This is a genomic window from Zymobacter palmae (assembly GCF_003610015.1).
In the GTDB taxonomy this organism is placed as follows: domain Bacteria; phylum Pseudomonadota; class Gammaproteobacteria; order Pseudomonadales; family Halomonadaceae; genus Zymobacter; species Zymobacter palmae.
On record NZ_AP018933.1, the window covers coordinates 2,740,556 to 2,755,062 of the forward strand.

At 59.3% G+C, this 14,507-nt stretch carries 13 protein-coding genes; 1 reads left to right on the plus strand and 12 read right to left on the minus strand.

Annotation, left to right across the window (positions count from 1 at the left end; genetic code table 11):
• Positions 1-10: 10 nt before the first annotated feature.
• The 12 genes from nuoM to ndhC all read right to left on the minus strand — a co-directional run bounded on the left by nuoM (position 11) and on the right by ndhC (position 13,667).
• Positions 11-1,522 (minus strand): NADH-quinone oxidoreductase subunit M, encoded by a 1,512-nt coding sequence (gene nuoM, locus ZBT109_RS12070; protein WP_027705210.1) that lies wholly within the window; start codon positions 1,520-1,522, stop codon positions 11-13.
• A 21-nt stretch (positions 1,523-1,543) separates the two neighbouring features.
• Positions 1,544-3,478: an NADH-quinone oxidoreductase subunit L gene (gene nuoL / locus ZBT109_RS12075; RefSeq protein ID WP_027705209.1), complete on the minus strand. Its 1,935-nt coding sequence runs from the start codon at positions 3,476-3,478 to the stop codon at positions 1,544-1,546.
• Positions 3,475-3,786, minus strand: coding sequence for an NADH-quinone oxidoreductase subunit NuoK (gene nuoK, locus ZBT109_RS12080; protein WP_027705208.1), 312 nt, complete (start codon positions 3,784-3,786; stop codon positions 3,475-3,477). Before nuoK ends, nuoL begins: the two co-directional genes overlap by 4 nt.
• Before the next feature lie 58 nt (positions 3,787-3,844).
• Entirely contained in the window at positions 3,845-4,402 is a 558-nt protein-coding gene (gene nuoJ / locus ZBT109_RS12085) for an NADH-quinone oxidoreductase subunit J (protein WP_051523820.1), read from the minus strand.
• Between the two features lie 30 nt (positions 4,403-4,432).
• Complete coding sequence (nuoI, locus tag ZBT109_RS12090) at positions 4,433-4,969, minus strand: NADH-quinone oxidoreductase subunit NuoI (protein ID WP_027705207.1); 537 nt, start codon at positions 4,967-4,969, stop codon at positions 4,433-4,435.
• Between the two features lie 25 nt (positions 4,970-4,994).
• Complete coding sequence (gene nuoH, locus ZBT109_RS12095; RefSeq protein WP_232012849.1) at positions 4,995-5,993, minus strand: NADH-quinone oxidoreductase subunit NuoH; 999 nt, start codon at positions 5,991-5,993, stop codon at positions 4,995-4,997.
• A complete protein-coding gene (gene nuoG / locus ZBT109_RS12100) occupies positions 5,990-8,713 on the minus strand; it encodes an NADH-quinone oxidoreductase subunit NuoG (protein ID WP_027705205.1) in 2,724 nt (907 codons plus the stop codon). The genes nuoH and nuoG overlap by 4 nt, the downstream gene beginning before the upstream one ends.
• Positions 8,714-8,795: 82 nt before the next feature.
• The gene (gene nuoF / locus ZBT109_RS12105) at positions 8,796-10,157 is read right to left on the minus strand and encodes an NADH-quinone oxidoreductase subunit NuoF (protein ID WP_027705204.1); all 1,362 of its coding nucleotides are present in this window, start codon (positions 10,155-10,157) and stop codon (positions 8,796-8,798) included.
• Positions 10,154-10,687 (minus strand): NADH-quinone oxidoreductase subunit NuoE, encoded by a 534-nt coding sequence (gene nuoE / locus ZBT109_RS12110; RefSeq protein WP_324603179.1) that lies wholly within the window; start codon positions 10,685-10,687, stop codon positions 10,154-10,156. Before nuoE ends, nuoF begins: the two co-directional genes overlap by 4 nt.
• 2 nt (positions 10,688-10,689) lie before the next feature.
• Positions 10,690-12,444, minus strand: coding sequence for an NADH-quinone oxidoreductase subunit C/D (gene nuoC, locus ZBT109_RS12115; RefSeq protein WP_027705202.1), 1,755 nt, complete (start codon positions 12,442-12,444; stop codon positions 10,690-10,692).
• 70 nt (positions 12,445-12,514) lie between these two features.
• Positions 12,515-13,189, minus strand: a complete 675-nt coding sequence (locus tag ZBT109_RS12120; RefSeq protein ID WP_027705201.1) for an NADH-quinone oxidoreductase subunit B — start codon at positions 13,187-13,189, stop codon at positions 12,515-12,517.
• Positions 13,190-13,265: 76 nt separating this feature from the next.
• Positions 13,266-13,667 (minus strand): NADH-quinone oxidoreductase subunit A, encoded by a 402-nt coding sequence (gene ndhC, locus ZBT109_RS12125; protein WP_038278282.1) that lies wholly within the window; start codon positions 13,665-13,667, stop codon positions 13,266-13,268.
• A 399-nt stretch (positions 13,668-14,066) separates the two neighbouring features.
• On the opposite strand from ndhC, the gene dtd reads away from it, so the two are divergent.
• Positions 14,067-14,504 (plus strand): D-aminoacyl-tRNA deacylase, encoded by a 438-nt coding sequence (gene dtd, locus ZBT109_RS12130; protein WP_027705199.1) that lies wholly within the window; start codon positions 14,067-14,069, stop codon positions 14,502-14,504.
• Positions 14,505-14,507 lie beyond the last annotated feature (3 nt).

Below are 14,507 nucleotides of genomic sequence, written 5' to 3' on the forward strand. Positions count from 1 at the left end.
ACGACTCCGCTTACGGACTCAGGGTGGTATGGGAGAACCAGTGGGCGACTTCCGTCATCGACTGTGCCGAGATATCCATCACCAGATGCGGGAAAATACCGGTGGCGATCAACAGTGCGATCAGCAGCGACAGCATCGCGCTCTCACGGAAGTTGAGCTTTTCGAGCGGCTTGTCGCTGGCAGGTTTGCCGAAGTAGATGCGTTGCATAATGATCAGCGAGTACACCGCCGAGAACAACAGCCCACCGCAGGCAATAGCCACGATCCACGGCGCGTCCGAGAAGCTGCCGAACAGGATCATAAACTCACCGATAAAGTTACCGGTTCCTGGCACCCCGCACGAGGCCATGATCAGTACCAGCGAGAAGCCGGACATGGCGCCGATGCGGCCGAACAGACCGTTCATCTTGCGCATGTCGCGGGTATCGGTGCGTTCAAACAGCTGACCACAAACAATAAACAGCCCCGCCGCCGAGAAGGCGTGGGCCACCATCATCACCACGACCCCTTGCAGCGCAAGGTGGCTACCCGCGTAGATACCGATCACCACAAAGCCCATATGCGAGATGCTGGAACAGGCCACAAGGCGTTTGATGTCGGTCTGCGAGAAGGCGATGATCGCACCGTAGTAGATACTGATCAGCCCTAGCACCATCGCAACTGGCGCAAACTGAGCGGAAGCCACGGGGAACAGCGGCAGTGCAAAGCGCAGCAGCCCGTACGCGGCCGTCTTGATCAAAATCCCCGCCAGATCGACTGACCCCGCCGTGGGCGCCTGACCATGGGCATCCGGCAGCCAGCCATGCAGCGGCACGATCGGCAGCTTCACCGCAAAGGCAATAAAGAAGCCCAGCATCAGAATCATGCCAACAGTGTCGCTCATCGGCGTATCTAACAGCTTGATGTAGTTAAACGTCAGCTCGTGGCGGGCTTGGTAGTGCATATACACCAGCCCAAGGATCGCCAGTAGCATCAGCAGGCCGCTGGCCTGAGTGTAGATGAAGAACTTGGTGGCAGCTTGAATGCGCGTCTTGTTGGCGTTGCTGTGGCCCCACAGTGCGATCAGGAAGTACATCGGTACCAGCATGACTTCCCAAAAGGCGAAGAACAGGAACAGGTCGGTGGCCAAAAACACCCCGTAAACCGCACCGATAATCCACATCAGGTTAAGGTGGAAGAAGCCCACGCGGTGATTGATTTCACGCCACGAACACAGCACTGCAAAGATGCCAAGAAAGCCGGTCAGCGCGATCATCAACAAAGACAGCCCATCGACCGCTAGGCTAAAGGTGATGTCGAAGCGGGGAATCCACGGTGCCGTCCACTCATGCGTCCACTGGGGATGCAGCGACACTGCTTTCAGCTGGTAATCCCCATCCAGGAACAGGATCAGCGAGACCAGTAGCACAAGGAGCGTTGTCAGCAGGGCTATCGCACGCGGTACCTTTGACCCAAGGTTCTCGGTTGCCCAGCACAGCAGTCCGCCGATGAACGGGATCAGAATGAGCCAGAGAAGCAGCATAGAGTTTGAATCCTCAAGTGGTTAGCCCAACATCAACAGTACTGTCACTACCGTGGCTCCCGCGATGAACGTCGCTGCGTAGTGACGCAGTCGTCCATTCTGCGTTGCAGACAGCGCTCGGTACCCCAAACGAACCACCGACGGCACCAGGTCACAGATCATGTCAATCCAGTCCGCCTGATGGCCTCGCTGCGGCCATGCCAGCGCGGCCTTCTGGAGGCCGTTGCTTATTCTATCGATCCAGTCGATCTGCTGTGCTCGCGTTAGCAGCAAGAAGCTTCTGACGAACAGCACGTCATAAAGACGATCGAACCCAAAGGCTGAGTGGAAGCAGCACCACAGTCGCTTGCCGAATGGCGTTTCGACGATGGTGGAGATCAGGCGACGCTGGCCGAGGAACAAGATGGCGGCTAGCAGTACCCCGAACAGTGCGACGACGGAAGACAACACTTCGAGTACGGTTTTCAGTCCACGCACGCTAACTTCGGGGTCGAGCGTCGGCAACACACCGCTCAGCGGAGGAACGATCATGGCGCCCACAACGGTCGATAGGATCGCCAATATACATAAAGGCAATGCATGAGATATGCCATGCGGCGCATGCGCGCGCGTACGGCACTCACCGTGAAAGACCACGAAAATCAGGCGGAAGGTATAGATTGAGGTGAGAAGTGCGCCGAACAGACCTGCCAGCCACAGCACCGTGTGACCCGATGCCACGGACAGCCAGAGAATCTCATCCTTGGAATAGAAACCCGAAGTGAAGATAGGTAACGCCGACAACGCTGATCCACCAAGCAAGAAGCTGATCCATGGCAGCCGCAGCTGGCGCGCCAGTCCCCCCATCTTGTAGATGTTCTGTTCGTGATGACAGGCCACAATGACCGACCCGGAGGCAAGGAACAACAGCGCCTTGAAGAAGGCATGCACCATCAGGTGGAAGATTGCCGCGTCCCACGCCTGAACCCCCAGCGCCAAGAACATGTAACCGATCTGGCTCATGGTCGAATAGGCCAGAATGCGCTTGATGTCGGTCTGCGCCAGCGCTGACAGCCCGGCCATCACCAGCGTGGCCGCACCGATCACGCCCACCAGTTGCAGCGTGAACGGGGCCAGCTCGTAAATGCCATGCATACGCGCAATCAGGTAAACCCCTGCCGTAACCATGGTCGCCGCGTGAATCAACGCCGAGACCGGCGTCGGGCCAGCCATGGCGTCGGCCAGCCACGTCTGCAGTGGCAGCTGGGCCGACTTACCGACCGCCCCACCCAGCATCAGCAACGCGATCAGCTCGGCCAACGCTCGGTGATGCCCCAACACCGCGGGCGCCTTGTCCAGCACAGCCTGCATGTTGAGCGTGCCAAAGTGCGCCCAGATCAGGAACATCGCGATGGCAAGGAAGATATCGCCGAGGCGGGTCATGATGAACGCCTTGAAAGCCGCCCATGTATTGGCCTTGTCACGGTAGTAGTAACCGATCAGCAGATAACTGCACACCCCGACACCTTCCCAGCCGAAGAACAGCACCAGTAGGTTGTCGCCCAGCACCAGCATCAGCATGCTGAATACGAACAGGTTCATGCAGGCAAAGAAGCGGGTGTAGAGATAACCCGGGTTGGCTTCCTGATCTTCCGTCATGTACCACGAAGCGAACAGATGGATCAGGGCACCGACGCCCGTCACTACACTGATCATCGTCAGCGAGAGGCCGTCCAATCGGAGCGTGATCGGCACCTGAAAGTTGTCGACCGACATCCACGTCCACAGCGTTTGTGACCACGCTACGCGGTGGTCCTGCATCAGCCAGGCCGTGTCGATGCCCGCCGTCACCAATGCCGACAGCACGACAGAGCCAACGCCGATCACGGTCGCCGCACGGTGTGACATGTGCCGGAACACCATCAATAGCAGTGACCCCAGCAGCGGTAGCAGACACACGAGATAGAGTAGGTTCATCCTTTCATCCCACTTACGGCGTCGATATCAAGGGTCCGGCAGCGGCGGTGCAGCTGGATCAGCAGCGCGAGACCGATGCTGGCTTCGGCGGCGGCCAGCGTGATGATGAAAATAAACATCACCTGTCCGTCGGGTTGCTGCCAAGCGGAACCGGCCACCACGAAGGCCAGCGCCGCGGCATTCATCATGATTTCGAGACACATCAACACGAACACCATGTTGCGTCTGACCACCAGTCCGGTCGCCCCAATCGCGAACAGGATCAGGGCCAGCGTCAGGCCGTGCTCGATAGGCAATGCGTTGTTCATACGCCCTCCCCGTGCCGTTGCGATACCCGTGGCGGATTCATGCCTGCGTGACGTGCGGTCATGAGGCTTCTCCTTGCTCGTCTGCGCGTGCGTTGGTGTCCTCTTCGGCCTCGACGGCGACGGTCGCATCCGGGCGGCCGATGTGTGAAGCAATGATCAGGGCTGCCAGCAGCAAGAACGCCGCCAGTTCGACCAAAATCAGGTACGGACCGAACAACGCCATACCGACCTTCGAGGCTCCCTGAATTTCGTTACCGAGCGGCTGACCGTTACCGTGCAGCACTAACATGCTAATCAGCGTCACCAGCAGTACGGCCGACATGATGCCGGGCAATCGCCACGCTTTGGGCGACATCCAGCGCCGCTCCTGCAGCACGGCGTCCTTGCCCACGTTCAGCATCATGATGACGAACACGAACATCACCATAATGGCGCCGGCATAAACAATCACTTCCAGCGCGCCAGCGAAGGGGGCTCCCAGTGCGAAGAAGATCATGGCCACGGCGATCAGCGAGATCACCAGATTGAGCAGCGCATGCACAGGGTTGGTGTTGATGACCACCCCAAGTGTGGCCAGTACGGCGATGATCGCCGAGATGTAGAATGCAGCTTCCACGATTTGACCTCGCGTGGCTCTGGCTACCCGTCAAGGCAGCAGGGATTTGACATCGACCGGGCGTGCTTCCTGCTTTGCCGCCCCTTTTCCCTTCCCGGCGATCGCCAGGCCGGACACCTTGTAGAAATTGTACTCATGGTCCTTGCCGGTGCCCGCGATCAGCAGGTCGCGCTTCTCAAAGATCAGGTCGGCGCGACGGTACTCGCCCAGCTCGAAATCCGGCGTCAGCTGGATAGCCGATGTCGGGCAGGCCTCTTCGCATAGGCCACAGAAAATGCAGCGCGAGAAGTTGATGCGGAAGAACTCGGCGTACCAGCGACCGTCTTCTTTCTCGCCCTTCTGCAGCGCGATGCAGCCCACCGGACAAACTACGGCACACAGGTTGCAAGCCACGCACCGTTCCTCGCCGTCAGGATCACGGGTCAGTACGATGCGACCGCGATAGCGCGGCGGCAGATAGACCTTCTCTTCAGGATACTGCAGCGTTTCACGCTTGCGGAACGCGTGCATAAACACCATGAACAGCGTTCTCAGCTGGCTCCAGATGCCCTTCAGCAATCGGATCATCTTGCTTTCCTCCCTTGCATCCTATTCAGCCCGCCGAACCCGGCATGTTCCACAGCACAACGACACCCGTGACCAGCAGGTTGATCAGTGTGACCGGCAGACAGATCTTCCAGCCAAAACTCATCACCTTGTCATAGCGCGGGCGCGGCAGCGAGGCACGCAGCAGGATGAAGAACATCATGAAGAACATGGTTTTGAGGGCAAACCACACGAACGGTGGCAGCCAAGGGCCGAGCCAGCCCCCGAAGAACAGCGTCACGATCAGCGCCGAAATCATGGTGATACCGATGTATTCACCGACGAAGAACATCCCCCATTTCATACCGGAATATTCGATATGGTAACCATCGGCCAGCTCCTGCTCAGCTTCCGGCTGGTCGAAGGGGTGACGGTGGATAACGGCGATACCCGCGATCAGGAAAGTGGCGAAGCCAAAGAACTGGGGCACGATGTTCCACATGCCGCGCTGGGCTTCAACGATGGTGCGCAAATCAAACGAGCCGCTCATCGCCACAACGCCCATCAGCGACAGGCCAAGGAACACTTCATAGGAAATGGTCTGGGCTGAGGCACGCATTGCTCCCAACAGAGCGAACTTGTTGTCGCTGGCGTAGCCGCCGAACAGCACCGCATAAACACTGAGCCCCGCCATCGCCATGAAGAACAGTAAGCCGATGCTGAAATCGGCGACCCCCAGCGTGGGCGTGATGGGAATGATCATGAAGGCCAGGATCAGCGTGCCCATCGAAATCATCGGGGCCAGCAGGAACAGCAGGCGGTCGGCAAAGGGCGGAATCCAGTCTTCTTTGAAGAACATCTTCACCATGTCAGCGACCAGCTGCAGCGACCCGAACGGGCCGACGCGGTTGGGTCCGTAGCGATCCTGCCACAGCCCCAACACGCGGCGTTCGATAAAGCTCATGTACGCGCCGATAATGACGGCCGCCAGCAGAATCAGAATGGCCTGCAGCACGCGCGTGCCGACATCCAGCATCTCGGGCGTGACCCAGTTCATGCTCATCATGCCTGTACCTCCTGCTCGAGTCCGGCCAGGCGGCCTGCTAAATCAATGGACAGCCCGTCGATACCGATGGGCAACCCGACGGCTCCGCGCCGCATGTGCTCGCTAACGCGCAGCGGCAGATTGAACTGCTGGCGACCGATCGTCACCTGGACCTTGGCGCTAGGCTCAAGATGCAGCGCCTCAACATCGTCGTGGCCGAGCGCGACATAGGCATTCGGCATCCGCTCCTGAATCGGACGAGCGCGGGCCGTCATGGCCTCACTGCCGAACAGGTGATAGAGCGGCACGACCTGCCAACGGTCATAGCGCAGCTGGAACGGGTTGGGAATATCAGTGAAATAGCCCTGCGCATCGGTCGGCGCACTGATCAGGCGGACACCCGGATCACCGGCTTTCAGATGGCCGCCCACTTCGTCCTGAAAACGGTTCCAGGCTTGCGGCGAGTTCCAGCCCGGTGCCCAAGCGAACGGTACTTCGCTACGCGGGATCTGATAGCCATTGTAGCCTTCCATCGAGAAGGACAGCGGGGAATCGGGGTCCTGCGGCTGACGCGGTTCGCTGATATCAATATTGGCGCGCATCGATGTACGACCACTGGCACGGTGCGGCTGACGAGATATTTTGAGGCCCTTAATACGGAACTCCGCATTCGGAGCCGCCTCGACAATCCCCGTAAGCAGCGGATTGGCCTGCGCGCAGGCACGGGTGGCATCGTCCAGCACGTTCCAGTCGGTCGGCAGCTCTTCCAACGTTGCGTGCAGGGCCCGCAACCAGCGCCAGCCTTCGTGCGTCATGTCTTCAGGGCGGTAGTAGCGCGGATCGTAGACTTGGAAGAAGCGCTGCGCGCGTCCTTCATGATTGACCAGCGTGCCATCCCCTTCGGCAAAGCTCGCCGCGGGGAAGGCGATGTCAGCGCGCGCCATGGTGGCCGTACGCTGGTGATCAAGCACGATCAGCGTATCGGTTGCCTCTAGTGCTTCGTCGACGCGATGCGTCGGTGCCCGCTGGTAGAGGTCATTTTCCAGCACGATGGCGGCATCGGCATCGCGGTGTGTGAGGGCCTTCAGCGCCCAGTCGAGCGATTGGCCACCTAGCATCGCCAGCCCCAAGCTGTTTGCCTCACGGCAGATCAGGCTGAGACCGCCTTCCCCTTTGCCGATATGCTTCAGCGCGCGCGCGAGGTTGGCGGCGGACTTGATGACAGCGCTAGAGGCCAACGATTCACCCGCGATAATCAGTGGCCGCTTCGAATGGCGCAGCACGTCGGCCACCTGTTCGACCCACGGATGATCTTCCATACCACCGGCCAACGGTGCGTCAGTATCTAGCGCATGCGCAATGGCAAAGCCTACGCGAGCGATTTCATCCGGCGTACCGTGGAAGGTGTCGCGCGCGACATCATCAAGCTTGGTTTCGCTGACACAGGCAAGGAACACGGGATACTTGCGACCCTGAGCGACGTTATTGACCGCATTGGCATGCCAGCCCGGAATTTTCTGGTTGGCCGCAAATGCCTTCGCGCCGTTGTTGGCGACCTGGCGCACAGCCAGTGCCACACGGGCCGCCGTCTGTGTCAGGTCTTCGCCGAGAACGACCACCGCATCAAACTGCTCGATATCGCGCAGCGACGGTGTCGGCAGCGCGCCTTCCTGAAGAATCGACAGCATCAGCTGCAAGCGTTCCAGCTCATCAGCGGCAATGCCAGTCGAGAAATTTTCTTCGCCGACCAGCAGTTTGAGCGCATGGTTGCTTTCAAGGCTGGCGCGCGGCGAACCGATGCCGATGACACGGCTGACGCGGCGCAGACGTGCCGCCGCCGTATCCAGTGCGGTATCCAGTGACAGGCTTTTCGGGCCTTCTTCGGTCAGCAACCACGGCTGGCGCGGACGATCGTCACGATTGACGTAGCCATAGCCGAAGCGGCCACGGTCGCAGAGGAAATAGTGGTTCACCGTACCGTTGTAGCGGTTCTCGATGCGACGCACTTCACCATAGCGCTCTCCGGGACTGATGTTGCAGCCCACCGCGCAGCCGTGACAGATACTCGGCGCGAACTGCAAGTCCCATTTGCGGGTGTAGTGATCGGTATGGGTCTGATCGGTGAACACACCCGTCGGGCAAACTTCCGTCAGGTTGCCGGAGAACTCGCTCTCCAGTACGCCGTCCGTTTCACGCCCGAAGTAGACGTTATCATGTGCCCCATAGACGCCCAGATCGGTGCCGCCCGCGTAGTCCTTATAGTAACGGACACAGCGATAGCACGCGATGCAGCGGTTCATTTCATGAGCGATGAACGGCCCGAGGTACTGGTTTTCGTGGGTGCGCTTGGTGAAGCGGTAGCGACGGCGGCTGTGGCCGGTCATCACCGTCATGTCCTGCAAATGGCAGTGACCGCCTTCCGCACAAACCGGACAGTCGTGCGGATGGTTGGACATCAGCCATTCCACCACGCTTTCGCGGAATTCAACCGCTTCGGCATCGTCAATGGAGATATAGGCATCGTCTTTGATGCCGGTCATGCAGGACATCACCAGCATGCCGCGGGTGTCATCCTTGTCCTTGTAGACCTTGACCGCGCATTGGCGGCAGGAGCCGACACTGCCCAGCGCCGGATGCCAGCAGAAGTAGGGAACATCGAGTCCGAGGGAAAGACAGGCCTGCAACAGGTTGTCTGCCCCGTCGACGTCATAGTCCTTGCCGTCTATATGAATCGTGGCCATGAGGCGTCATCTTTCCGGTCTGGATCCGGCCTGAAGCCGAACCGCTTGAACGTATGAATGCGTACTATAATGGGGCGTTACCTCAGCCCGCATCGCCTACTGCTGCTGTCGCAGCATGCACCGGCTGTGCTATGCCGGCTTCGAATTCTTCGCGGAAGTACTTGATGGCACTCCCCAGCGGTTCGATCGCTCCCGGCGCGTGTGCGCAGAAGGTTTTGCCGGGGCCGAGCTTGCGGGTCAGTTCCAGCAGCATCTCGATATCGCCCGGCTGCCCTTCGCCCGCTTCTAGCGCCTTCAAAAGCTTCACGCTCCACGGCAGACCGTCGCGACACGGAGTGCACCAGCCGCAGGACTCACGGGCGAAGAACTGTTCCATATTACGCAGCAGCGACACCATGTTGATGCTGTCGTCGACCGCCAACGCCAGCCCGGTCCCCATACGCGTACCGACCTTGCCGATCCCGTTGGAGCACATCTGGGCATCCAGATGCTCAGGCAGCAGGAACCCGGTACCCGCACCGCCGGGCTGCCACGCTTTAAGCGTACAGCCACTGCGCATGCCGCCCGCGTAGTCTTCCAGAATCTCGCGCACGGTGATGCCCAGCGGCAGTTCCCATACGCCCGGCTGATTCACCTTGCCCGCAAAGCCCATCATCTTGGTGCCGTGATCCTCGGAGCCTGGACGGCATAGACCGTGATACCAGTCAACGCCGTTGGCAATGATCGACGACACACTGCTCAACGTCTCGACGTTGTTGATAACCGTCGGTTTGCCCCACGCGCCTGCCTGCCCCGGAAACGGCGGTTTGGCGCGCGGGTTGGCACGTTTGCCTTCGAGCGAATTGATCAGCGCGGTTTCTTCACCGCAAATGTAGCGCCCAGCGCCCGTATGAACGTGGATATCGAAATCGAACCCGGAGCCCAGAATGTTCTCGCCGAGCAGCCCCGCTTCGCGGGCCTCAACCACCGCACGCTTAAGGTTGCGTGCGGCATCAACGTACTCGCCGCGCAGGAACACGATGCCTTTGAACGAATGGTTGGCATAACCGGCAATGATCATGCCTTCAAGCAGCTGATGAGGCTGCTGCTCCATCAACAGGCGGTCTTTGTAGGTGTTCGGCTCCATTTCATCGGCGTTACAGAGCAGATAGCCGCGCGGAATACCGTCACCTTTCGCGGTCAGACTCCACTTGGTACCTGCCGAGAAGCCCGCACCGCCGCGCCCTTTCAGCCCTGCGTCCTTGACCTCTTCGCAGACCTCTTCAGGCGTCATTTCGGTCAGCGCCCGCTTGGCGGCCTGATAGCCGTCCTTGCGGCGATAGTCCTCCAACCACACCGGCGCGCCGTCATCGTTGAGGCGCCACGTCAGCGGATGCGTCTCGCGAGCACGCGGCGAGCGATTGGCCGTCCCGAAGGACGCGAGCGGTCGTGTTCGCTGTGTCATTCGTAAGCCTCCAGCACGCGCATCAGATCATTAGCCTCGACCTGACCGTAGGTATCCTCGTCCACCATGAAGGCAGGCCCTTTATCGCAGTTGCCCAGACAGCAGACCGGAATCAGCGTGAAGCGCTTGTCCGGCGTGGTCTGGCCCGGCGCAATGCCCAACTCGCGCTTGATCACGTCCAAAAACGTCTCATGGCCATTGATATAGCAGGTCATGCTGTCGCACAGCCGGATCACATGGCGGCCGACCGGCTGACGGAATATCTGGCTATAGAACGTGGCGACCCCTTCTACATCACTGCCCGGAATACCCAGCAGCTCAGCAATAGGCAGGATCGCTTCATCGGGCACCCAGCCACGGTGCTTCTGTACGATCTTTAGCGCCTCGATGGAGGCCGCACGCGGGTTCTCGTAATGAGAAATCTCTTCGAGAATGGCATCGCGCTCTTCATCGCTCAGCACCAGACGCGGTCGGTCGGACGAGATCAGACGAGGGGCCGATGAACGAGAGGCTTCCATTGATGTCTCCATGATTAGCGGTCCACGTCAGCCATGACGAAGTCGATACTGGCCACGTGCGCGATCAGATCAGGCACGAAGCCGCCCCGCATCAGCACAGGGATATGCTGAAGGTGCGGATAGCTCGGTGTACGGATGCGCGTGCGATAGCTGGTCGTGCTGCCATCGGCGGTCAGATAGTAGCTGTTGAGGCCCTTAGTCGCTTCGATCATCTGAAACGATTCGTTGGGCTTCAGCACGGGTCCCCATGACACCTGCAGGAAGTGAGTAATCAGGGTTTCGATGTGCTCTTTCATCTTTTCGCGCGGCGGCGGGGTGGTCAGCGGATGGTCGGCTTTGAAGTCACCGGCTGGCATGTGCTTCACACATTGCTCAATGATGCGCAGGCTCTGGCGCATCTCTTCGATACGCACCATCCCACGGTCGAACACGTCACCGTTATGGCCCAGCGGCACTTCGAAATCGAAATTATCGTAGCCGGAATACGGACGATCGCGGCGGGCATCGAAGTCGAAGCCGGTCGCGCGCAGGTTCGGGCCGGTAATGCCCCATTCCAACGCTTCTGTCGAATCGTATTCGGCCACATGCACAGTACGGTCGCGCACGATGGCGTTATCCATCATCGCGCGCTGGTATTCATTGAGGCGCTTCGGCATCCACTTAAGGAAGCCGTTCATCAGACGATCCCATCCTTTGGGCAAATCGTGCGCCACCCCACCGATGCGGAACCATGCGGGGTGCATTCTGAAACCGGTAATGGCTTCAATGACCTCGTAAGCCTTCTGACGATCGGTGAACGTCAAAAAAACCGGCGTCATCGCCCCCAAGTCCTGCAGATAGGTACCGAGGAACAGCAGATGACTGTTGATGCGGAACAGCTCGGTCATCATCACGCGAATAGTCGCCGCGCGATCGGTCGTTACGATGCCAGCCAGCTTTTCGACGGCCAGAACGTACGGCAGGTTGTTAACCACCCCGCCGGTGTAATCAATGCGGTCGGTATAGGGAATGTAACTGTGCCACGACTGGCGCTCGCCCATCTTTTCGGCACCACGGTGGTGATAGCCGATGTCGGGCACGCAGTCGACAACCTCTTCACCGTCCAGCTGCAGCACGATGCGGAACGCCCCGTGCGCGGACGGGTGGTTCGGCCCGAAGTTGAGGAACATGAAGTCCTGATCGCCATTGCCACGCTTCATGCCCCACTCTTCCGGCACAAAGCGCAATGCTTCCTGTGCTTTGTCCTGCGATTCCATCGTCAGGGTATAGGGGTCAAATTCGGTCGCACGCGCCGGATAGTCCTTGCGCAGCGGATGCCCTTGCCAGTTTGGCGGCATCAGAATGCGGGTCAGATGAGGATGACCGTCAAATCGGATACCGAACATGTCGAACACTTCGCGTTCATACCAGTTGGCGCTCGGCCATACCGATGTGATCGACGGCAGGCGCATGTCCTGCTCGGACAGCGCGACCTTTAACATCAGGTCGCGCCCGCGTGAGAACGACACTAGCTGGTAGAAAATGGTGAAGTCGGAATCCGGCAGGCCCTGACGATGGCTGCGCAACCGCTCGTCCACCGCGTGCAGGTCGTACAGCATGTCGAACGCCTGTTCGCCGCTGCGTAGGAACTGCATGACATCGACAAGCAGTTCGCGTGACACCCACAGCACGGGCATGCCCGTCAGCGTGTTCTGAAAGAGAAGACGTTGCTCGCCGAAGCGCTGATAGAGCGCCTGAACGATGGGGTCCCGATCCAGCCCTTCCGGCATTGCCGGGCCTCGCGACGTAGTGAAGACGTTTTCAGCGGTCATGGATTCCAAGCCTTGTTCCAGGAGGGGCTCACACTTCGTCAGGCGAGCGCAGTTCAGTCACCTTGATGCGCTCATCGCGACGCTTTTCCTTCTGCGACGGCATTTCGGCTTTGTAGATGCCTTGGTCGCCCACTACCCACGACAGCGGGCGCCGCTCGGCCTGCACCGAATCCTGCAACAATTGCAGCCCTTGCAAGAACGCCTCGGGGCGTGGCGGGCAACCGGGAATGTACACATCAACGGGCAAGAATTTGTCGACCCCTTGCACCACCGAATAGATGTCGTACATACCACCAGAGTTAGCGCACGATCCCATTGAGATCACCCACTTCGGCTCCAGCATCTGGTCGTACAGCTCTTGGATGATGGGGGCCATCTTGATGAAGCAGGTACCGGCGATGACCATGAAGTCCGCCTGACGCGGCGAGGCACGCAGCACCTCGGCCCCAAAGCGGGCCACATCGTGGGGCGCGGTGAAAGCGGTGGTCATTTCGACATAGCAGCAAGACAGGCCGAAATTGTAAGGCCACAGCGAATGCTTGCGCCCCCAGTTGACGGCATTGTTCAGCACATCCTCGACCTTGCCCATGAAGATGCTGCGTCCCGCCTGCTCCAGCGGATCATCAACCATGCCTTGCTGGCCAACGGGATAGCGTTCGTCGAGCGGGGTATCAGGGTCGATGCGGGTCAGCTTGTATGGCATGGAAAACGCCTCGAATACGTAAGAGTTCGGTCACCTGGCGCACGGCGCCAGCACGGCAGTACCTCAAACGAGCGTCTTAATCGCGCGTGGCAACCCTGCGCTTGCGCCGATGCTGCCGCCATGCGGGTGCCCATTCGAGCACACCCATGCGGACGTCATAGACGAGACCGGCCAACAGAATGAAGATAAACAAGGCAGCGCCGATAAGCCCAGGCCAGCCTACTTCGCGTAGCGAGACAGACCACCCATACAGATAGAGGGCTTCGACATCGAAGATCACGAACAGCATCGCGACCAGATAGAATTTGGCATCGAAACGGATGCGAGCGGAACCGGTGCTGACGATACCGGATTCAAAGGGGGTGTTCTTGCTATGGCCCCAGGCACGCCCACCCAAAACGCTGGCGGCACCGACCATAAAGAGCAAGAGAGCTACCGTTACCAGCACGAACGCGGCTACAGCCCAGTTCTGAGTCATGATGACACTCTCCGTTGTGTTACAGCTCGATCCCTCGATGGCACGAGTCATGTTGCTGATAGGCAAGGGGCATGTCGGCGTACGAGAGCATGTCGCGGATGACATGATGCCAGCACATTCCTGTTACGGGGGATAACCATCCCCAAATGCGACAATGCACCCCACCTGATATCCAGAGCATGAGCACAGTCACCGGATAATTCAATCTGACGTAAGCCATCATGAAAAAGGAACATCTCGCACGATAACGGCATGTTTGATGCAACACGAATCCGCTCAATAAAGGGTGCATGGAGCATGCCAGACTGCGCCCCGCTTTCCCTTGCATTCTGTGAGAGTATAGCGTGTCGATTGCGGCCCGACACCATCACAGTCCATTGACCTAACAGGAGCTTCTTTATGAAAGCGCTTCTTCAACGCGTCTCACGCGCCAGCGTTACCGTCGCCGATCAGCGCATCGCCCAGATTGATACCGGCTTGCTGGTGCTGATCGGGGTAGAGAAGGAAGACGACGACGCTGCCATCGACAAAATGCTGCACCGCCTAACGCACTATCGCGTATTCAGCGATGAAAACGGCCGCATGAACGTCAACCTACTCGACCACGGCGGCGATCTGCTGCTGGTGTCACAGTTCACCCTCGTCGCCGACACCCGCCGAGGCCTGCGTCCCGGATTTTCGCAGGGCGCAACCCCCGAGCACGGCAAGGCGGTTTTCGAACGGCTGGTGGAGAAAGCGCGGACGCTCGGTCCACGCGTTGAAACAGGTGAGTTTGGGGCCGACATGCAGGTGGAACTGGTTAACGACGGCCCCGTGACATTCATGCTAGAGGCGTGATGC